Consider the following 18,953-nt stretch of genomic DNA (forward strand, 5'->3'; position numbering starts at 1 on the left):
GCGGATGCCGGATCGAAAGACAGGTCAGGCCTCGATTTTCAGCAGCTTGATCGCGCTCGAATCGAGCACCTGCCCGCCCACGCGCTTGGTCGCGTAGAAGTGGACGAAGGGCTTGTTGGTGAACGGATCGCGCAGCACCTGCGTCGCGCTGCGTTCGGCGATGATGTAGCCCGCCTTAAAATTGCCGAAGGCGATGGGGAAGGTGCCGCCTGCCACATCGGGCATGTCTTCCGCCTCGACTACCGGATAGCCCAGCAGGCGATCTGGCTGGCCTTCCACCAGGCCCGGCTGCCACAGGAACGCGCCATCGGTGGTCTTCAGCTTGCGGACTTCGGACAAGGTCGCCGAGTTCATCACCCAGCTTGCGCCTTGGCGATGGCCGGCTTTCATCGTGTGGACGAGGTCGATCAGCCGGCTTTCCGGATTGGCGTCGAAGCCATTGGCATCGCCCGATCCGATATATTGCAGGCTGCCGAAGCTGCGCACCGCATCCCCCGCCAGTGAGGTGGGAGAGGAGAGGAAGCCGAGCGGCTGGTCGTTACCCGTGCCATTCACGAAGGCAGCCCCTTCGGCGCGGGCAAATTCCATCGCGATCTCGCTCGCCAGCCAGCCTTCGAGGTCGAATGCGGCATCGTCCAGCATGGACTGGCTCGCTGCCGGATTTGCATAGAGCTCGCCCGAAGGCGGAGCGATTTCGGCAAATTCGGGCGTATCGGTTTCCGGACGCGCAGCCGCTTCGCCGACCCAGCCCGACGCCGTGCCGCCGGTGGTGATGAGCTTACGGTATCCGGCAGAGCCGACCTGCACCACCTGGGCGAGGCCGCGGATGGGCGAGATTTCCTTCAACTCGCTGGCAATCATCGCGTCGATTTCGCGCGGCACGGCATAGCCGCCATCGGCGGGCGTGGTGGCAGAGATGGACTTCACCTCGCTCTCGCGGCCACGGCGCAGATAGCCGTCGACAAAGCCTTTCACTTCGGCACTGGGCGCTGTGGATGCACCGCCGATGGCGGGTCGCACGGCTGCCATGCCGATCTTGTCGACGCGGGCCTTCACCTCGTCGACGTCCGAGCGCAGCGTAGCGATGGCCGCCTCGGCTTTGTCCTGCCGCGCGACGATATCGAAACTGTCGGAAAGCGACTGGTTGGGCGTGTCCGCCATCACGGTCTGGGTAGGGATCTGGATATCCATAGGGGTCTTACCTTTCTTGGGAGGAAATTCCTCCCCCGCACGGGGGAGGGGGACCACACGAAGTGTGGTGGAGGGGCACCCTCGAATGAGCGGAGCGGCACCGGTGCCCCTCCACCATCCTGCGGATGGTCCCCCTCCCCGTTTCGGGGAGGATCAGGTGAGCAAATGCACCCGTGCGCCGGGTTGCAGGGGATGGGTGACGAGGCTGACTTCGAACAGGTCGACCTCTCGCAGGACGCGGCCCTGCGGCGTATTTTCGTAACCGCGGGCGCGGTAGCCGAAGCTCAGGCCGTTCACTTCGCGTGCCGCGAGGGCGGCGGCGGCGCGCGCGTCGGGATTGTCGATCCGAGCGATAACGCGCAGGCCGCGCGTATCCTCTTCGGCCAGTTCGACCGTGCCGATCTGCTGGTCGGGCCGGTGTTGCCAGTAAAGCGGGATGGGCTGGCGTGATTGCTGGCGCTGCGCCAACGTGCGGGTGAACGCGCCTTTTACGATCGTATCGCGCGCGGCGTCGGCCACATCGAACAGCGCGGCATAACCGGCAAAGCGGATCATCGCAGCAGTCCCGGCACGCCGAGGCGGACGGCAATACCGATCAGCAGCAGCGCCATCAGCCCGCGCACCGCCCATTCGACGGCGGCCTTCCACGCGCTCGCCTTGGCCGCACGCCAGGCGGAGAGCAGGTCGCGCAATTCGTCGAGGTCGGAATGGGCCTTGTCATCATCGAGGCCGAGCCGGTCGAGCACGCGGTCCGCGCCCAGTTCGCTGGCTTCCTCGACAATGGCGCGCAGCGTCATCAGGTCGGCACCCGTTTCATTGGCCTGCGCCATCAGCGCGGCCAGCATGTCCTGGCGGTTCATGGATTATCTCCGGTTTCAAGCGGGGCGAGGCCCAGCAGGCCGCGCTTCTCATCGTCGGTGAGGAAATCGGCCTCGCTCACCTGCTTCCACAGCTTCTCGCGGTCTTCCGAAAGCGCGGGCACGCGGTCGAGATCGACCGACAGCGCCAGCCCGGGGAACCACGGCTTGAGGCCGAGCGACAGGCCGTCGAGGATCTTGCCCGTCAGCGGCAGCAAGGTCAGCCGCCACAGCGCACGATTGGCCTCCCGGTAATTGGCATAGGTGTTATCGCCCGGCAGGCCGAGCAGCATGGGCGGCACGCCGAAAGCGAGCGCGATGTCGCGCGCCGCAGCCGCTTTCAATTCGGCAAAATCCATGTCGGCAGGCGAAAGCGAAAGGCTCTGCCATTTCAGCCCACCTTCCAGCAGCATGGGCCGCCCGGCATTTCCGCCGCCCTGATAGGCGCTGGCGAGCTCTTCCTTCAGCCGCGCGAATTGCTCTGCTGTGAGGCCGCTCGTATCCGCGCCATTGTCATAGACCAGCGCGCCCGATGGCCTTGCGGCGTTCTCCAGCAATGCGAGGTTCCAGCTGGCCGCAGCATTATGGATGGCGACCGCCTTTTCCGCCGCCGAGAGGCAGCCCGCGCCGTAATGGTCGTCTGCCGGGTGGAAGCTTTTAAGGTGGATGAGCGTCGGCCAACCATCCTCGTCTTCCAGCGGCAGGTCGCGTACTTCGTCGCCAATGCGATAGCGATAGCCGGTGGGCCAGCCATCGCTACCTTGCATGACGGAAACACGCTCGGGTCGCAGGGCGAAAAGCGTGGCGGGGTGCCGCCCGCTGCCGCGCACCACCTGCACGAAGGCATTGCCGTGCAGCAGCAGGTTGGCGGCGAGCACTTCCAGCAGCGATTGCCCCTCATGGCTCGCGCCGATCAGCGAAAGCGCAGCGTCATCCGACGCGGTAATCGGCGCGCCACCGACCCCCTCCGCGACGATCCGGACCGCGCGCTGCGCCACCGGATTATCGAGGAAGGCGGTGCGCACCGCATCACGGTAATCGAACGCCGGACGCGCGCCGCCATTCTGGTATGCATAGGACCAAGGCGAGTGAAAGCCGCGCGCAAGCGGCACGGAAGCCCCGCCACCGCCCTTGAAGGCGGCGCGGAGCGTGTCGAGGAGGGGCATGGGATTACTCCAAACTGGATCGATTTGATTGACAGCGCGCTGCAAGATCCCATCTGCCAGAGACACATGCAGGAGAGATCGGATGGGCCTGAGGTTTGAAAATCTGGACGAAGCTACTCGTGAAGCCATGCTTCAGGAGATTGATAGGGATGCCGAATCTGGTAACGTCTACGTTAGCAATTACCTCAATCACGCAGGAGAACGGGACTGGGTGACAATTCTGCGACAAGCTGCGCATAGCGGGAGCGATGAGACATTGGCGGCTGCCATTAGAGAGAACGGCTACCTCAAGGACGAGGTGCAGCGACGTAAACCGAAGGGCGGTTTTACGATGGCAAAGGTGCCATACAACGCACACGAAACTTTGGGTGAAGGAGAGTTTGGGCGCTATTACGCTCGTGGTCTGTGCGTACGTGCAATCAGCGAAGGCATCGCCGAACTTGAAGTATATCGCGCGAAAGATGTGCGCGAACCGCGACAGGCTTCAGAGGAGAAAATTGGGAGCCGCATCGACCCGGAAGCGATCTTGGATGACTTGCGACAAACTCAGGGCGTTGAGCCTGCTTTGGGTGTTCCGCCTGGACCCAACTCTGGTCTAACGCTCCGGATTCCGAACTAGCAAAAAGCAAGCTTCGAGTTGTCATCGATGGAAAACCTTCGATGATAGTCGTCCTGTTCAATCACATAGACTTCTGGATTGCCGGCGATCCCGAAGCCGGTCGCATGACAAAGGCGCGTAAGCGCCGTTAGGAAAATTATGAGCTTTTGATCGTCATCTGACATAAACCTTCCTTTCAAAACCGTCTCACCCTCGGCTCGCCCCGCCGCCCCAGCATCAGCTCGGTCAGCGCCCAGACCAGCGCATCGGCGCGGTCGGGCGAGTGGCCGGGGCCTTGGTAATCGCCGCCGGTCATCAGGCCGCATAATTCGTCTTCCAGCGCCGGGAAGTGGCCGACATGGTTCACGCGGCCTGTCTCGTACAGCGCGGCCACGGGCTCGGCGCGGGCGACCTTGCCGTGGCTGGCATGCACCAGTTTGAGCGGCATCTGGCAGTCCGCCGCGCGCAATACGCTGGCGACCATCTCGCCGCCTTGGTTGGCTTCGGCCACCACCCGGTCCGCGCGCCATTCCGCTGCCGTCGCGGCAACGCGGCGCGCCCACTGGTCCGGGCTGGGCTGCGCGATGGAAGCATCGGCCAGCACCTTGCCCTGCCCATCCGCGGTGACGCCCGCCACCACGATCCCGCAGGCATCGCCGCGCGATGATGCGGGCGGATCGACACCGATGACGATGCGCACAATGCTCTCGGCCGAGAACGGCTCGCGGCACGCCTCCAGCATGGAGCGCGACCAGAGCGCGCCGTCGACATCCTCCAGCAATTTGCCGTCCAGCTCCTGCCGGCCGAGCGCGCTGCTGCCATACTGGCGTTTCATCGCGGCGAGGAACTCCGCCGGGAGATTCTCGGCATTGTCGTAAGAGCTGCCGCGCGTTACCACGACATCGCCGTCCGACCCGTCACCCATCAATCGCCGCATCAGCGGCACGGCGCGCGGCGTGGTCGTCGCCAGCACTTGCGGATGCTCGCCCAGGCGCAGGCCCATCTGGAGATTGTCCCACGTCGTCAGGGCCCGATCCCCGGCATTGTCCCACTTTGCGATCTCATCGCACCAGGCATGGCTGTGCTGCGGACCGCGCAGGCTTTCCGGCTCGCCAGCGGAATAGAGCGTTGCCTGCGCGCCGCTGGGCCAGGTCAGCCGCCGTAGCGACGGCTCGAAAAAGGGCCGGTCCTCGCTGCCGTCGCAGCAGGCGAGGATACCGCTTTCGCCCTCGACCATGACGGCGCGCGCTTCGCCGATCGAGCGGGCGACAAGGGCAATGCGTGCTTCATCATGCTCTTCTGCAATATGGCGTACCCATTCGGCCCCGGCGCGAGTCTTGCCGAATCCGCGTCCGGCGCAGATGAGCCACAGCCGCCAGCGCGCGGCGGGCGGCATCTGTTCTGCGCGCGCCCAGAGGGGCCAGTAACTTTCGAGAATGTCGTTTTCGTCATCGCTCAGTTCCCCCAGGAACTTGCCACGCTTGTCATCGTCCAGCCGTGAGAGGACCGCGCCGCGCTCAATTGCCGTCATGCTTCGCCCGCGTGTTTGCCGTGTCGTCCGCCAACAGCCTTTCCGCCGCCGCGCGTCGCTCGCGCATCTTGTCGAGCTTGGCATTGAGGCTGGCGAGTACGGTTGCCCGGTCCCGCTTGCCGCGCCGTGCCTTTTCGCGCGCTGCGCTTTCCTTGTGCGCAGCAAGCAGGCGGAGCGCATTGGGGATGTCGAATTTCGGGTCGCCAGACTTGGTGCCGAAGCGCAAGCGCTCGAGCGTTTCCATTTCGAGATGCTCATAGCCTTCGAGCAGGGCAGCGTTCCACTTACGGCGGAAATCCGGGTCTTCGCGCCGATGTTTGTAGACATAGGATGTCATGGCGCCGCACTCTGCCGCAGCCTTGGTGACATTCGATGTTTCTGCCAACTGCTCTAGGAAGATGAACTTCCAGTTTTGCGGCAGGTTCTGATGCTTCTGCCCTTTCCTGGGCTTTACCCGTTTCGCCATCTGTTCGACCCCTTCGGCGCGACCTGGTGGCTGACACGAAAAAGGGCGGTCCTCCGTAGAGGCCGCCCCGTAACGACATCATGCCGCCGACTCGGTTTATCGCGATGTTCCGTTTCTCTAACCAAAGAGCGTCACGATGTCAATCACAAAGTGCCATATCGGTTATTTTGTTGGACTTGCGCCCCGTGGCGGGCTCGCCTAGTGCCGCACGGACGTAAAGGGACAGGATTTTCCGCCACATGATGCGCCTGCTGCACGGTCTGTATGACTGGACGATGGAGAAAGCCGCGCATCCGCATGCGACGTGGTGGCTGGCTTTCTTCTGCTTCATCGAATCGAGCTTTTTCCCGATCCCGCCGCACCCCCTGCTGGGCCTGATGTGCCTGGCGGAGCCGAAAAAGGCGACCCGCTTTGCGGCGATTGCCACTATCGCCAGCGTGCTGGGCGGACTGCTCGGATACATGATCGGCGCGTTCCTGTACGATACGATCGGCGACTGGATGCTGGGCGTGCTCGGCCTGCGCGAAAGCTTCCCGCAGGCGGCATGCTATATTCGCGAACAGGGCGCGATGGCGGTGTTTCTTGCGGCGGGCACGCCCATCCCGTTCAAGCTGATGACCATAACAGCGGGCTTCATCGAGATGAACCTCGCCACCTTCCTTGTGGCGGCGCTGGCGGGCCGGGCGCTGATTTTCATGGTGGTGGGCGTGCTTTTCCAGCTGTTCGGAGCGCCCATCAAGGGCTTCATCGAGAAGTATCTGGGAACGGTGACCACTGTCTTTGTCGTGTTGGTGGTGGGCGGTTTCATCGCCATCACCCAACTGGGCGGCAGCGATGAAAGCACGGAGGGCGGCGACCCCTGCGCCGCCGTCACCTCCATGCAGGATCTGGAAGGCCTCTAAGGCTTACATCATCATCGAAACGGCGGCGGTGGACGTGGTGGCCACGACGGTCAGCATGGCGAGAAACGCCGAGGCGGTTCCGCCAAGCATGGTGATGGCGCTGCGGTCGGCAGTAGGGGCGGCGGCGGTTGTTGCTTTTTGCATGGTATTGTCTCCTGTGATGGTGATGGACAGGAGTTCGCGGGCCGGGGCGCACGCGTTACATATGGCTGCGATGACAAAAGCGATCACGGTAATCGGCAGGGGGCAACATGGCTGGTGGAAAGATTGATTGGCAGCGCCGTGTGGCAGCAGAAGCGCTTGGCAGCTTCTTTCTGTTTGCAGGCGTCATCGGCTCTGGCGTCATGGGTGAACAACTGGCCGCCGGCAATGTCGCCGTTGCGCTGCTCGCCAATACGATTGCAACGGGCGCTATCCTTTATGTTTTAATCGCGGCCCTCGGCCCCGTGTCGGGTGCGCATTTTAATCCGGCGGTCACGCTCGCTTTCGCGCTCCGCCGCGAGATCGGCTGGCGCCTCGCTGCGGGCTACGTGGCCGTGCAGGTCGCGGCGGGCGCGCTGGGCGCCTGGGCCGTACACCTGATGTTCGACCTGCCGATCCTGCAATTCTCCACCAAGGCGCGCACCGGCATCGGGCAATGGAGCGGAGAACTGGTGGCGACTTTTGGGCTCGTTTTCACGATCCTTGCCTTGCTGAGAGTGCGTCCTGCCGCCATTCCCGCGGCGGTAGGGCTATACATCACATCGGCGTATTGGTTCACCAGCTCTACGAGTTTTGCCAATCCGGCGATTTCTGTCGTGCGCAGCCTGTCCAACACCTTCGCGGGCATTGCGCCCGGCGATGTGCCGGGCTTCGTAGTCGCGCAGCTCGCCGGAGCCGTGCTCGCCGTCATTGTTGCGGGGTGGCTCTATCCGTCGACCGACGAGCCGGACCGCGGGGCCTAACCTTCGAAGCGCGTCTCCAGCGTAATCTCGGCATTCAGCAGCTTGGAGATCGGGCAGCCTTTCTTGGCTTCCTGCGCCAGTTCCTCGAACTTCGCCTGGTCCATGCCGGGCACCTTGCCTTTAGTGGCGAGAGCCGACTTCGTGACCGTGAACCCGTCATCGCCTTTCTCCAGCGTCACCTCGGCATGGGTGACGACGCTGCCATCTTCATGCCCCGCCTCGGCGAGCTTGAAGCTGAGCGCCATGGTGAAGCAACTCGCATGGGCCGCGGCGATCAGTTCTTCGGGATTTGTGCCGGCTGCATCCTCGAACCGCGTCTGGAAGCCATAGGGCTGCGCAGCCAGCGCGCCCGAGCCGGTCGACACATGGCCCTTACCGCCTTTGCCAAGGCCTTCGTAAGTGGCGCTGCCGGTATTCGTCGTTTTCATGTGGCTTGTCTCCTTTTGAAGGGGAGACGGGCAGGAGCCGTTCTTGTTCCGCTACCACTCAGCGGTCACCGCGCCATTTCTTAAAGAGCGGAGCGAGTTCGGGTGGCAGGCTCCCCACGAAGGCATCGTCCAGCGGATATTGCGGCATGGCCTCGGCCACGGCATCGAGCACGGCATCGCCCTGCGCCAGATCCTTGCGCCGTTTCAGCGGGTTACGTTTCGCCTGTCGCCCTAGCCATAACTTGTGCAATGCGAACCAGCGCGGGTCAGGCGCGACTAGACGCGCTGCACTGCCATCGCGGCACGGCACGACCTGGTCGACCGGAGTGCCCAGCAGCAGCCATTCCTGTTCCGGCAGCGGTATGGGCCGCGGCTTGTCGCGCGGGCCAAGGGTAGCAGCCCGCGACGGGGCGACGAGAAGTTCGACCTCGTAGGCATCACGGTTACGCGCCTGGAATTCGCGTTCGGTATTGAGCGTGAAGGTCGGGTCGACGGCTTTGAGCGCCTGCCACAGCCGTTCGTCTTCCTGCCGCTCACTCGCGGACCAAGCGAGGTCGATATCGGCTGTTTCGTCAGGCACGTTCCGGATCGTGCCGCCAGCTTCGAGCATATAAGCAGGCAGGCAGTTCGTGCCGACGATCAGAACCGTGCCGTCAAACAGGCGCCGCTTGTCTATCTCTCTTAAGATGGGACCCGGCGCTTCTGCAAGCAGTGGCAATCGAAGTGGGCGGGCAATGCGGTAGGTCTCCTCGACCAGTGCTTTCGCCTTGCTCCGCCGGTCTTGCCACTTGTGTTTCTCGCTGCGGTACTCGCCGAACTGCTGCTCGCGTTCCGGCGTCAGGGGCCCGAGGCTCTTTCCGTTATTCTTCCTATCTATGACCTCATAGAGATATTCACGCTGGCCGACCTTTTTCCGCACAAGGTTGTAGGGCAGCGCTGCCAAGCCGCGCTCCGCCTCGATTAGCGCTTCGTAGCGCGCGCGAAGATTGATCAGCGCTCGCGCTTGCTCATCGGAGAATGGCCTGACCCGGTCTTCCACCGTATACCTTTATCCTGCAACATAAGAATTTGCAAGAACGCAGGATAAAAGCCTGTATTACAGCAGCCTAGATAATCCCCACAGCCTTACCGGCGCGTCCAAACATGCCGAGGATGGTGCTGACCTCTTCCTCCGAATGCTCGGCGCAGAGCGAGCAGCGCAGCAGGGTCATGTTGGCTGGCGTGGCTGGCGGGCGGGCGAGGTTCACGTAGAGCCCTTCATGCAGCAGCGCGCTCCACATGGCAGCGCCCTGTTCCAGATCCGGCATGATGACGGCGACGATCGCGCTTTGCGCTTCATCCGTGCCGAGCTTGAAGCCCAAATCGGTCAGGCCCTTGTGCAATCGCTTGGAATTATCCCAGAGATGGTCGCGCTTGTCCTTCGCGTGCATCAGCTTGCGGATGCTGGTCGCGGCGGTCGCCACCACGGAAGGCGGCAGGCTGGCTGTGAACACGTAAGGGCGGCAGGCGAGGCGCATGATCTCGAACTTTGGGTGGTTGGACACGCAGAAGCCGCCGACCGTGCCCACACTCTTGGAGAAAGTGCCGATGATGAGATCGACATCGTCGATTACCCCCGCATCTTCCACCACGCCGCGCCCGTTCTCGCCGATAAAGCCCATCGAATGCGCCTCATCCACCAGCACCATGGCGCCTGCATCCTTGGCGACCTGCACCATTTCTTTCAGCGGGGCGACATCGCCGAGCATGGAATAAACGCCTTCCAGCACGACAAGCTTGCCGGCATCGTCGGGAATGCGCTTCAGCCGTTTTTCCATGGCGGACACATCGTTGTGCTTGAACGGCACGATCTCGGCATTGCCCATCGCGCAGCCATCCCAGATGCTGGCATGGCTATCGATGTCGAGCACCACATAATCGCCTTTCCCAGCGATGGTGGAGATGATGCCAAGATTGGCCTGGTAACCGGTCGAGAACACCATGGCGTGGTCCATGGCGTAGAATTCGCGCAGCGCGTCCTCGCATTCCTTGTGGCCCTGATACGTGCCGTTCAGCACGCGGCTGCCGGTGGTGCCGGTGCCGAAATCGTCGAGCGCTTGCTTGCCCGCCGCAACCACATCGGGGTCGAAGGTCATCCCCATGTAATTGTAGGTGCCCAGCAGGATCGTATCGCGTCCGTTGCAAATCGCGCGGGTGGGGGAGAGCACCTTCTCCATCACCAGCGAGAACGGATCGTCCACGCCGCTGTCGAGCAAGCCTTGGCGCAGCGCGATCATGTCGTCGAACTTGCTGAATAGGTCTGGCGCATCGCCGGTACGGGTAACCGGCTGGTCGGACTGCATGATGCCTTCGCTCATCGCGCGCTTACTCGCTCGCCTGCTTGTGCACGGCATCGACCAGCTGGCCGTATTTCTCGATTTCGGCCTGCTGATTCATCGAGATGATGATGTCGAAGGCATCCTCGATCTCGGCGACGAAATCCATCACGGTCAGGCTGTCGAACTCCAGGTCACCAGCAAAAGTGGTGTCTTCGGTAATCGTGACACCCTTCTTGTTGAACGGCTCGATGATAGAGCGGATGCGAGTATCGACTTCTGTGCGGTCCATCGGGTGTGCCATCCTGTGGTCAAATAAATGCTGCGCGCCCTATGGCACGCCGGATGGCAACGGCAAAGCTTTGCGAAGCGGCCTTGTCAAGCTGGCCTGAGGGGAAGGCGTGTCAGGCCGCCTCGTCGGCCTGCTCTGCCATCAGGCCTTTTACCGCGGCCATGAAGGGGCCGATGCTGACAGGTTTGGAGAGATAGCCTTCCGCTCCCGAATCGCGAATGCGCTCTTCATCGCCCTTGCCCGCATAGGCGGTCACGGCGAGCACTGGCACTTCGCGCAGGTCCACATCATCTTTCAGCGTCGCAATGAGATCCAGGCCGGAAACATCCTGCAACTGGATATCCATCACTACGAGATTCGGCGTGAATGCCCGCGCCCGCTCGATGGCCTTGTGTCCGTCGGCACACGGCTCCACGGAAAAGCCGCCTGCCTGCAATACGTCGCAGAAAAGTTTGCGGTTGAGATCGTTGTCCTCGACAACGAGGATACGCTTCGTCATTTAGCCCCCGATCGCCTCCGCCTCTATGTGCGGTGGCTTATCCAATATCCCTATTCAGGATGTGTGACAATTCTACGTGATGGTAAAGATTCGGTAAAGGATGCCTCGGCGCTGGCATTGGCGGCGCTCGGCTGGGTGCTGTCGGACGACGGCAGGGCGCAGCGTTTCCTCGACCTGACGGGCCTGACGCCGGATGGCCTGCGGGACGCCATTGGCGAGCCGTCCACCCACCGCGCGGTGTTCGAATTTCTCGAAGCGCATGAACCGGACCTGCTGGGCGCAGCCGACGCGCTGGACATGCCGCCGGAAGAACTGGTTGCCGCCGGGCGGGAGCTGCGGCGATGAGCAAGCCCCTTGTCATTACCGATTGCGACGAGGTGCTGTTGCACATGGTCCGCCATTTTCGCGACTGGCTGGATGCCGAGCACGATGTCGAGTTCGCGCTGGAAGGCGATCCTTTCGTCCAGTCGATGAAGCGGCGGGGCAGCGATGACGACATTCGCGAGGAAGAAGTCTGGGAGTTGCTCGGTGGTTTCTTCGACACACAGATGGTGACGCAGCAGCCGATCGCCGGAGCCGTCGCAGCCATTGCCGAATTGCAGCGCGAGGCGGATGTGGTGGTCCTCACCAATCTGACCGATGAGCGCAATGCGGCGCGCAAGCGCCAGTTGGAGGCTGTCGGAATCACTGCGCCGGTATTCACCAATCAGGGGCCAAAGGGGAAGCTGCTGCGCCGCATCGTCGCCGATCACGGGGCGCGTCGATCCGTTTTCATCGACGACATCGCAGGCCATCACAAATCCGCGCTGAAAGAAGCGCCGCATGTCCATCGCTTGCATTTCTGCGGCGAGCCGAGCGTCGCCCCGCACATCCCCTGCGCGCTGGAGGCTGGCCATGCCCATGCGCGCATCGACACATGGGATGCGGCGCTGCCATGGATTCTCGAAACGCTGCATGGAGAACGCCTGTGAGTTACGAAGCGCGCCTGAAAGACCTTGGAATCGTCCTGCCCGAAAGCTCCGCGCCGCTGGCGAGCTATGTGCCTGTCATGGTGCATGGCGACATGGCATTCGTGTCCGGCCAACTGCCTTTCGTCGATGGCGAAGTCGTCACTGGAACGCTGGGCAAGGATGTGGCGCTGGAAGACGCCATTGCAGCCGCACGCGCATGCGGGCTGATGATTCTTTCGCAGCTGCGCAACGAAATTGGCTCGCTCGACCGGGTAAAGCAGGTGGTGAAACTGGGCGGCTTCGTCGCCTCCACCCCCGATTTTACCGATCAGCACAAGGTCGTGAACGGCGCGTCGGACCTGATGGCCGAAATATTCGGCGATGCTGGCCGCCATGCCCGTGCCGCCGTGGGCGTGCCGTGCCTGCCGGTCGGTGCCGCCGTTGAAGTCGATGCGGTGATCGCCCTTGGCTGATAGCGGCCTTGCGCAGGCGCTGGCGGGTTGGGCCTATGCCCATCGCGGCCTGCATGACGATGCGCGGCCCGAAAACTCGCTCGCCGCTTTCAGCGCCGCCATGGAACGGGGGCTGGGCATCGAATGCGACATTCGCAAGAGCAGCGACGGGCGCGCCATGGTGTTTCATGATGCAGGCCTCGCGCGCCTGACGGGCCGCAGCGGCTCGATGGGGGCACGCCCTGTCGGCGACCTCACGGCCATGACGCTGCTGGGGAGCAAAGAGACGATCCCCACGCTGCGCGATGTGCTCAACCTTGTCGGCGGGCAGGTGCCGCTGCTGCTGGAAGTGAAGATGGACGATGGCCGTCCGGTCGATCCGCTGTGCCGCGCCATCCGCCGCGATCTCGATGGTTATGGCGGCGCTGTCGGCGTGATGAGCTTCGACAAGCGCGTGCCTGCATGGTTCGCCGCGCGCGAGCCCGACTTGCCGCGCGGCCTCGTCATCACCGACCAAGGGTCGCGGACGCTGGCGGCCAAGTTCCGCCGCCGCGCTGCGCTGCGCCGGGCCGACCCGCATTTCCTCGCCCTCGATGTGCGCGACCTGCCCAATCGCTTCGCCCGCAAACAGGCCGCCGAGGGCCGGATGCTGTTCAGCTGGACGGTAAACAGCGCCGAGCATTTTCACACGGTCACCGAAGCGGGCGCCTGGCCAATCATGGAAGGCGCAGGGGTGGCGGCATGGGATGCCGCTTCCTAGATGGGCTGAATGGCCGATGGCGCTCTCACCGCAAGACTGGCAGCTTCCGTAGGCAGCGTTGATGCGGCTCGCTGGGATGCGCTGGCAGGCGGCGACAACCCGTTTGTTAGCCATGCGTTTCTCTCGCTACTGGAAGAATCCGGCAGTGTCGGGCCGGGCACCGGGTGGCAGTCGGCGCCGCTTTTACTGGAAGGCGATAGCGGCAATCTGCTGGGCGCGCTTCCCGCGTACCTGAAGGGCCACAGCCAGGGCGAATATGTGTTCGATCATGCCTGGGCCGATGCGTGGGAGCGGGCGGGCGGCGACTATTATCCCAAGCTGCAGATCAGCGTGCCGTTCACGCCTGCGACGGGCCCTCGCCTGTTGCTCGCCGATCCGGCCTACGCCCTTGCCATGCTGGCCGCGGCGGAGCAGTTGGTGGCGCAGAACGGATTTTCCAGCGCGCATGCGACATTCGTGGCGCCGGAGCAGGTGGAGCTGTTCGAAGCGGCCGGCTGGCTGCGGCGCGAGGACGTGCAGTTCCACTGGATCAATCGCGGCTATGCGAGCTTCGAAGATTTCCTTGCCGCACTCACATCGCGAAAGCGCAAGGATCTGCGAAAGGAACGCGCAGCGGCTTGCGAGGGGCTGCGGTTCGAGGCGCTGTCGGGTAACGATATCCGCCCTGAGCATTGGGACGCTTTCTGGCTGTTCTACCAGGATACCGGCGCGCGCAAATGGGGCACGCCTTACCTCACGCGCGAGGCGTTCGACCTGATGGGAGAGAGGATGGGCGAGAGGCTGTTACTTCTGCTCGCTTACGAGGATGACCGGCCGATCGCCGGAGCGCTCAACTTCATCGGCGGCGACACGCTGTATGGCCGGTATTGGGGATGCACGCTGGAACGGCGCTTCCTGCATTTCGAGCTATGCTACTACCGCGCCATCGATGCAGCGATCGAGCGGGGCCTATCGCGGGTCGAGGCAGGAGCGCAAGGCGGCCACAAACTGGCACGCGGCTACGAGCCCCAGGCCACCGTCTCGATGCACTTCATCGCCGATCCAGGCTTTCGCGAAGCCGTGGAAGACTTCCTCTCCCGCGAGCGGATGGGAATGCGGATGGAGCGGATGCATCTGTCGTCTCACACGCCGTTTCGCAAGATCTGATCAAGCAGCCCGGCGGCCGCTATTGGCCTGACGCAGCCATTCGCGGGCGCGGCGCTGGGCGTCGGCGATTTCCATCGCTGTCATCTCGTCGGAGATATCCGCGCGGCACCAGCTGGCCGCCTCGTGGCCCTGGCTGGCGGCCAGGTTGAACCATTTATGCGCCTCGATCAGGTCGCAATTCACCCCGTGGCTGCCGGTCGAATAGGCCACACCCAAATCGTAATAGGCATTGGTATCGCCATCGGCTGCGGCGGCGAGGCAATTGGCCACCAGCATGTCGGCACGGGCCATGTCGGCCGCTTCGAGTTTGGCGAATGTTTCGATCTTGGCCAGTTCCATGATCGCAATCTCCCTGTTTCCTTCCGGTCCCCTGTCGTCCGGATGGCCCAAGGTTTTGACGAACGTGGTCAAGAAATGGTTAACGGCGCGGCAATTTTGTCATGGCTAACGCTTTCCTCGGCTAATCCGGGATTGCTGCTTGTGCCCTGTCAGGCGGCGTCTTATAGGCGCGCCGACCACGGCTTTGGTTGCCGGCGCAGCAGATCCTGCCAACGGGACGATCGCCGGGAAACCGCAGGGAGAGCCACGACCCGTTCCGGGCTTTGGAGTGACTGAATGGCAACCGCCGCCCATGACGACATCGATATTCTCGCCAAGGCGAAACGGGCATTGCCTGCGGATTATTCTCCTAGCGACGATGAAGAGTACATGTCCGACAAGCAGCTGAATTATTTCAGGGTTTTGCTGCTGGAATGGAAGCGCAGCATTGTCGAAGCGGCGGAGAACACGCTGCAAAACCTGCAGGACGGCCCCATCCGCGAGCCCGATCTGAACGACCGCGCCTCCAGCGAAACCGATTGGGGCATCGAACTGCGCACGCGCGATCGCCAGCGCAAGCTGGTTTCCAAGATCGACGCTGCACTGCGCCGAATCGATGGCGGCGAATACGGCTGGTGCGATGTCACCGGCGATCCCATCGGAATCAATCGCCTGATCGCGCGGCCTATCGCCACGATGACTGTCGAAGCGCAGCAGGCCCATGAGCGCCGCGAGAAGATTTCGCGCGACGATTGACCCGTTTCGGGACAGCGCCAAGCAGCCTGCCGGCCCTTAACGAATGGTTAGGCAGTTCCTCCCACCGACGCCGTATATCTAACACGCGGTAGTTGCGGCCATTTTTGCTGCGCTCCGCAAAGCCGGACAGGAAGCGAAAGCCAGCGATGAACAATGTCGATACCCGCCAGGTCGATCGTGACAGCTTGTTCCTGCTCGCCCAGTTGCTGGTTGACGGGCAGGACCAGGTGCACCGCGTGAAAGTGCGCAACCTCTCTGCGGGCGGCATGATGGCGGAAGGCGACTTCACGGCCATTCGCGGCGCGCTGGTGGAAGTGGAACTGCGCAATCTCGGCACGGTCGAAGGCACCATCGCTTGGAAGCAGGACAACCGCGTGGGAATAGCGTTCGTGGACGAGATCGACCCGAAGCTGGCGCGCGGATCGGTATCCGGCTCCACCATCGCGAAGACAGAACCGCAGGGCAATCTGCGCAAGGTCTGATCCTGGTCCCGAAACGCGTTGCAGCCGCTTGAAGCAGCCTGCATCGCGGCCTATCGCTGGCAGCCCATGCTGCGCCGTTTCGTTCTCCTTCCCCTGACGCTTCTTGCCGCGACGTCCGCTTGCGGCAGTGCTGACGACGGTGCGGTGGATGTCGCGCTGATCGGGAGCGAGGATGCTATCCTCACCTCCAGCCTGCGCCTGTCCGGCCCCGCGCAGCACATCCGCGCCGCGACGCAATCCGGCCTTGTCTCGCTCAACGCGCAGGGCGAGGTCGTGCCCGCACTGGCAGAGGCCTGGATCGTGGTGGATGAAGGGCAGACGTTCATTTTCCGCCTGCGTCAGGGATCGACATGGCCCGACGGCACCGAAATGACGGCGGCCAGCGTGGAGCAGGCGCTGGAGGAATCTATTGACGGACTGGATGGCACGTCGCTGGCGCAAGACCTCGCGCTGGTGGAAGAGGTGCGCGCCATGGCGGGGCGGGTGATCGAAATCCGCCTGTCCGCGCCCGTGCCCTACCTCGTGCAATTGCTCGCCCAGCCCGAATTGGCGCTACGCCAGCCGGGCGGCGAAACCGGACCGATGACGCTGGCGCGCGGAGAGGAGGGCATCGCGCTCGATTTCAAGCCGCCGCTGGAACGCGGCCTCCCGGAGGATGAGGACTGGCGCGAAGATGTGCGCGAGCTGCGCGTGCATTTCGGCTCGCCTGCCGAGGCCATCGCCATGTTCGATGCGGGCGAGGCCGAAGTGGTGCTCGGCGGCACGCTCGGCTCGATCATGCAGGTCGATCCCGGTCCGCTGTCGGCGGGCACACTGCGGGTGGAAACGCCCTATGGGCTGTTCGGCCTGCACATCCTCGCGCAGTACGGGCTGCTGTCGAATAGCGGCGTGCGCGAAGGGATCGCCATGGCCATCGACCGCGAGGCGCTGCTGGCCGATTTCAATGTCGGCGGCTGGACAGTCACCACGCGTCCCGTCTCGCCCGACCTGCCTTCCGACCCCGGCCTCGTGAACGAACGGTGGCAGGACGAGGAGATTGCAGATCTACGTGCCGAAGCTGCCGCGCGCATCGCCGAGTGGCGGCGGCAGTTCGATGAGGGAGACCTCTCGCGCCCGGCCACCATCACGGTCGCCATGCCCGCAGGCTCCGGCTGGGAAGCGTTGTTCAACGATCTTGCCGCGCAGCTGATCGGCATCGACATCCTGCTGCTGCGCGTCGAGGATGCGCGCTCAGCGGACATGGTGATGATAGACCGCGTGGCGCGCTATGCCTCGCCGCTGTGGTTCCTCAACCAGTTCCATTGCGGCCTTGGCCGCGGCCTGTGCGCAGAGGAAGTGGACGCCATGGTGGAACAGGCCATCGCCCAGCGCGACCCGGCACAGCGCGCCCGCATGCTGGCCCAGGCCGAAGCGGCGCTGACGCTGGAGAACGTGTATATCCCCATCGCCTCGCCGCTGCGCTGGTCACTGGTGCGCGGCAGTGTCGAGGGGTTCACCGCCAATGCCTACGCCTTCCATCCCTTGCCGGACCTAGCCCTGATCCCCAGATAAGGCGCATGAGGGAGGTTTCTTCACCATGAATGACGACCCGCTGAGCCCTGTGGGCCAGCCGCGCGCTGGCGATACCGGCGCCACCCGTCCCCAAGCTGCGCGGCCCCAGGCAACCAGGCCGATCCCGATGACGGCGGACATGCCGCTGGGCAACGACCCGCTCTCCATCCGCCGCCGGATCGAGATGATGGAAAAGGTGTTGGAGCGCAGCTTTGTGATCCCCGGTATCAACCGCCCGGTGGGGCTGGACGGCATTATCGGACTTGTTCCGGTAGTGGGCGATGTCATCTCCATGGCCATGGGCGCCTATATCGTGTGGGAAGCGCGCAATCTGGGGCTCCCCAAATGGAAGCTGCTGCGCATGGCGGGCAATGTCGCTTTCGACAGCGCGGTGGGTGCGGTGCCCGTCGCCGGCGACCTGTTCGACTTCATGTTCCGCTCCAACACGCGCAATCTGCGGATTATCAAGAAGCATCTCGACAAACATCACCCGGCCGACCGGATCATCGAGCAGTAGTTTTCTTTACCGCGCGCTTGCCCTAGGCACCGCCCATGGCGAGCGACGTTACCTATTCCTCCTATCTCGATCTCGAACGCATCCTCTCGGCGCAGCATCCGGCGTCGCAGGCGCATGACGAATTCCTATTCATCATCGTCCACCAGGCGAGCGAATTGTGGCTGAAACTGTGCCTGCACGAGCTGGAGGCCGCGCGCGAACTGGTGATTGCGGATAATCTCGGCCCGGCCTTCAAAATGCTGAGCCGCGTGGCGCAGGCCCAGCGTCAGCTGATTTCCAGCTGGGATGTGCTAGCCACCATGACGCCGCACGAATACTCGCTCATCCGCCCGCATCTGGGCGGCTCCAGCGGGTTCCAGTCGGCGCAATACCGGCTGATGGAGTTTATCCTCGGCGGCCGAAATCCGGATATGGTGACCATGCATGAGGCAACGCCGGAGGTCGCTGCAAAGCTGAAGGCCGAGCTCGACCGGCCCAGCCTTTATGGAGAGACCCTGCGCCTGCTTCGTCGCCGCGGTTTCGACATTCCCGTCAAACTCGTCGAAAGCGAATTGCGCGCGCCGCACGAGCCGATCGACGCTGTGACTGCGGCTTGGACGCAGGTTTACCGTGATCCCGCCACGCATTGGGATTTGTACGAACTGGCCGAGAAGCTGGTGGACCTGGAATACCATTTCCAGCGCTGGCGCTTCGGCCATCTCAAGACTGTGGAGAGGATCATCGGCTTCAAGAAAGGCACGGGCGGCACGGCGGGCGTGCCCTATCTGGAAAGCGTGCTGAAGAAGGGCTTCTTTCCCGAATTGCTCGCCGTGAGGACGGAACTTTGACCGAT

27 protein-coding genes are annotated in these 18,953 nt (G+C 63.3%); 13 read left to right on the forward strand and 14 right to left on the reverse strand.

Annotation, left to right across the window (positions count from 1 at the left end; genetic code table 11):
* Window positions 1-24: 24 nt before the first annotated feature.
* The 4 genes from BMF35_RS04155 to BMF35_RS04170 all read right to left on the reverse strand — a co-directional run bounded on the left by BMF35_RS04155 (window position 25) and on the right by BMF35_RS04170 (window position 3,214).
* Window positions 25-1,191 carry a phage major capsid protein gene (locus BMF35_RS04155; protein WP_047007028.1) on the reverse strand — a complete coding sequence of 389 codons (1,167 nt, stop codon included), beginning with the start codon at window positions 1,189-1,191 and terminating at the stop codon, window positions 25-27.
* 153 nt (window positions 1,192-1,344) lie between these two features.
* On the reverse strand, window positions 1,345-1,746 hold the full coding sequence (locus BMF35_RS04160) for an HK97 family phage prohead protease (protein WP_047007029.1): 402 nt from the start codon (window positions 1,744-1,746) through the stop codon (window positions 1,345-1,347).
* Window positions 1,743-2,051, reverse strand: a complete 309-nt coding sequence (locus tag BMF35_RS04165) for a DUF6127 family protein (RefSeq protein ID WP_047007030.1) — start codon at window positions 2,049-2,051, stop codon at window positions 1,743-1,745. Before BMF35_RS04165 ends, BMF35_RS04160 begins: the two co-directional genes overlap by 4 nt.
* Window positions 2,048-3,214, reverse strand: a complete 1,167-nt coding sequence (locus BMF35_RS04170; protein WP_047007031.1) for a phage portal protein — start codon at window positions 3,212-3,214, stop codon at window positions 2,048-2,050. Before BMF35_RS04170 ends, BMF35_RS04165 begins: the two co-directional genes overlap by 4 nt.
* Window positions 3,215-3,296: 82 nt before the next feature.
* Here BMF35_RS04170 and BMF35_RS04175 point away from each other — a divergent pair, with 82 nt between their 5' ends.
* Window positions 3,297-3,833 carry a hypothetical protein gene (locus tag BMF35_RS04175; protein ID WP_047007032.1) on the forward strand — a complete coding sequence of 179 codons (537 nt, stop codon included), beginning with the start codon at window positions 3,297-3,299 and terminating at the stop codon, window positions 3,831-3,833.
* Here the strand turns inward: BMF35_RS04175 and BMF35_RS13560 are convergent.
* Genes BMF35_RS13560 through BMF35_RS04185 form a run of 3 tightly spaced genes read right to left on the reverse strand, consistent with a single transcriptional unit; the run spans window position 3,830 to window position 5,809 of the window.
* Window positions 3,830-3,997 (reverse strand): hypothetical protein, encoded by a 168-nt coding sequence (locus tag BMF35_RS13560; protein ID WP_156172136.1) that lies wholly within the window; start codon window positions 3,995-3,997, stop codon window positions 3,830-3,832. The two genes, BMF35_RS04175 and BMF35_RS13560, sit on opposite strands and share 4 nt — an antisense overlap.
* Before the next feature lie 11 nt (window positions 3,998-4,008).
* The gene (locus BMF35_RS04180; RefSeq protein ID WP_047007033.1) at window positions 4,009-5,343 is read right to left on the reverse strand and encodes a DNA-packaging protein; all 1,335 of its coding nucleotides are present in this window, start codon (window positions 5,341-5,343) and stop codon (window positions 4,009-4,011) included.
* Window positions 5,330-5,809 carry a hypothetical protein gene (locus BMF35_RS04185; protein WP_047007034.1) on the reverse strand — a complete coding sequence of 160 codons (480 nt, stop codon included), beginning with the start codon at window positions 5,807-5,809 and terminating at the stop codon, window positions 5,330-5,332. The genes BMF35_RS04180 and BMF35_RS04185 overlap by 14 nt, the downstream gene beginning before the upstream one ends.
* A 242-nt stretch (window positions 5,810-6,051) precedes the next feature.
* On the opposite strand from BMF35_RS04185, the gene BMF35_RS04190 reads away from it, so the two are divergent.
* Window positions 6,052-6,711, forward strand: coding sequence for a YqaA family protein (locus BMF35_RS04190; protein ID WP_236781584.1), 660 nt, complete (start codon window positions 6,052-6,054; stop codon window positions 6,709-6,711).
* A gap of 3 nt (window positions 6,712-6,714) precedes the next feature.
* On the opposite strand, the gene BMF35_RS13565 is transcribed toward BMF35_RS04190, so the two are convergent.
* A complete protein-coding gene (locus tag BMF35_RS13565) occupies window positions 6,715-6,855 on the reverse strand; it encodes a hypothetical protein (RefSeq protein ID WP_156172137.1) in 141 nt (46 codons plus the stop codon).
* A gap of 107 nt (window positions 6,856-6,962) precedes the next feature.
* On the opposite strand from BMF35_RS13565, the gene BMF35_RS04200 reads away from it, so the two are divergent.
* Window positions 6,963-7,655 (forward strand): aquaporin, encoded by a 693-nt coding sequence (locus tag BMF35_RS04200; RefSeq protein ID WP_047007036.1) that lies wholly within the window; start codon window positions 6,963-6,965, stop codon window positions 7,653-7,655.
* Here the strand turns inward: BMF35_RS04200 and BMF35_RS04205 are convergent.
* The 5 genes from BMF35_RS04205 to BMF35_RS04225 form a co-directional block, all read right to left on the reverse strand.
* On the reverse strand, window positions 7,652-8,083 hold the full coding sequence (locus tag BMF35_RS04205; RefSeq protein WP_047007037.1) for an OsmC family protein: 432 nt from the start codon (window positions 8,081-8,083) through the stop codon (window positions 7,652-7,654). The two genes, BMF35_RS04200 and BMF35_RS04205, sit on opposite strands and share 4 nt — an antisense overlap.
* A 58-nt stretch (window positions 8,084-8,141) precedes the next feature.
* Entirely contained in the window at window positions 8,142-9,122 is a 981-nt protein-coding gene (locus tag BMF35_RS04210; RefSeq protein ID WP_047007038.1) for a GSU2403 family nucleotidyltransferase fold protein, read from the reverse strand.
* A gap of 67 nt (window positions 9,123-9,189) precedes the next feature.
* The gene (spt, locus tag BMF35_RS04215) at window positions 9,190-10,440 is read right to left on the reverse strand and encodes a serine palmitoyltransferase (RefSeq protein WP_047007039.1); all 1,251 of its coding nucleotides are present in this window, start codon (window positions 10,438-10,440) and stop codon (window positions 9,190-9,192) included.
* Window positions 10,441-10,447: 7 nt separating this feature from the next.
* The gene (locus BMF35_RS04220) at window positions 10,448-10,690 is read right to left on the reverse strand and encodes an acyl carrier protein (RefSeq protein WP_047007040.1); all 243 of its coding nucleotides are present in this window, start codon (window positions 10,688-10,690) and stop codon (window positions 10,448-10,450) included.
* A gap of 112 nt (window positions 10,691-10,802) precedes the next feature.
* Window positions 10,803-11,189 carry a response regulator gene (locus BMF35_RS04225; RefSeq protein ID WP_047007041.1) on the reverse strand — a complete coding sequence of 129 codons (387 nt, stop codon included), beginning with the start codon at window positions 11,187-11,189 and terminating at the stop codon, window positions 10,803-10,805.
* 63 nt (window positions 11,190-11,252) lie between these two features.
* Between BMF35_RS04225 and BMF35_RS04230 the strand changes: the two genes are divergently transcribed.
* From BMF35_RS04230 to BMF35_RS04250, 5 genes are read left to right on the forward strand one after another with little or no spacing between them, the layout of a single operon-like run.
* Entirely contained in the window at window positions 11,253-11,534 is a 282-nt protein-coding gene (locus BMF35_RS04230) for a DUF3572 family protein (protein WP_236781555.1), read from the forward strand.
* The gene (locus tag BMF35_RS04235) at window positions 11,531-12,160 is read left to right on the forward strand and encodes an HAD family hydrolase (RefSeq protein WP_047007042.1); all 630 of its coding nucleotides are present in this window, start codon (window positions 11,531-11,533) and stop codon (window positions 12,158-12,160) included. Before BMF35_RS04230 ends, BMF35_RS04235 begins: the two co-directional genes overlap by 4 nt.
* Window positions 12,157-12,612: a RidA family protein gene (locus tag BMF35_RS04240; protein ID WP_236781556.1), complete on the forward strand. Its 456-nt coding sequence runs from the start codon at window positions 12,157-12,159 to the stop codon at window positions 12,610-12,612. The genes BMF35_RS04235 and BMF35_RS04240 overlap by 4 nt, the downstream gene beginning before the upstream one ends.
* Window positions 12,605-13,351, forward strand: coding sequence for a glycerophosphodiester phosphodiesterase family protein (locus tag BMF35_RS04245; protein WP_047007044.1), 747 nt, complete (start codon window positions 12,605-12,607; stop codon window positions 13,349-13,351). Before BMF35_RS04240 ends, BMF35_RS04245 begins: the two co-directional genes overlap by 8 nt.
* Before the next feature lie 9 nt (window positions 13,352-13,360).
* Window positions 13,361-14,497, forward strand: a complete 1,137-nt coding sequence (locus BMF35_RS04250; protein WP_047007045.1) for a GNAT family N-acetyltransferase — start codon at window positions 13,361-13,363, stop codon at window positions 14,495-14,497.
* Here the strand turns inward: BMF35_RS04250 and BMF35_RS04255 are convergent, their stop codons facing one another.
* Window positions 14,498-14,836, reverse strand: a complete 339-nt coding sequence (locus BMF35_RS04255; protein ID WP_047007610.1) for an SEL1-like repeat protein — start codon at window positions 14,834-14,836, stop codon at window positions 14,498-14,500.
* A gap of 276 nt (window positions 14,837-15,112) precedes the next feature.
* Between BMF35_RS04255 and dksA the strand changes: the two genes are divergently transcribed.
* From dksA to BMF35_RS04280, 5 genes are all read left to right on the forward strand, one after another.
* A complete protein-coding gene (dksA, locus tag BMF35_RS04260) occupies window positions 15,113-15,571 on the forward strand; it encodes an RNA polymerase-binding protein DksA (protein ID WP_047007046.1) in 459 nt (152 codons plus the stop codon).
* 146 nt (window positions 15,572-15,717) lie between these two features.
* Window positions 15,718-16,053, forward strand: a complete 336-nt coding sequence (locus BMF35_RS04265) for a PilZ domain-containing protein (protein WP_047007047.1) — start codon at window positions 15,718-15,720, stop codon at window positions 16,051-16,053.
* Between the two features lie 66 nt (window positions 16,054-16,119).
* Window positions 16,120-17,604, forward strand: a complete 1,485-nt coding sequence (locus tag BMF35_RS04270) for an ABC transporter substrate-binding protein (RefSeq protein WP_047007611.1) — start codon at window positions 16,120-16,122, stop codon at window positions 17,602-17,604.
* 127 nt (window positions 17,605-17,731) lie between these two features.
* Window positions 17,732-18,121, forward strand: coding sequence for a DUF4112 domain-containing protein (locus tag BMF35_RS04275; RefSeq protein ID WP_047007612.1), 390 nt, complete (start codon window positions 17,732-17,734; stop codon window positions 18,119-18,121).
* A gap of 35 nt (window positions 18,122-18,156) precedes the next feature.
* Window positions 18,157-18,948 carry a tryptophan 2,3-dioxygenase gene (locus BMF35_RS04280; RefSeq protein WP_047007048.1) on the forward strand — a complete coding sequence of 264 codons (792 nt, stop codon included), beginning with the start codon at window positions 18,157-18,159 and terminating at the stop codon, window positions 18,946-18,948.
* Window positions 18,949-18,953: the final 5 nt, after the last annotated feature.

It is taken from the genome of Aurantiacibacter gangjinensis (genome assembly GCF_001886695.1).
In the GTDB taxonomy this organism is placed as follows: Bacteria; Pseudomonadota; Alphaproteobacteria; order Sphingomonadales; family Sphingomonadaceae; genus Alteraurantiacibacter; species Alteraurantiacibacter gangjinensis.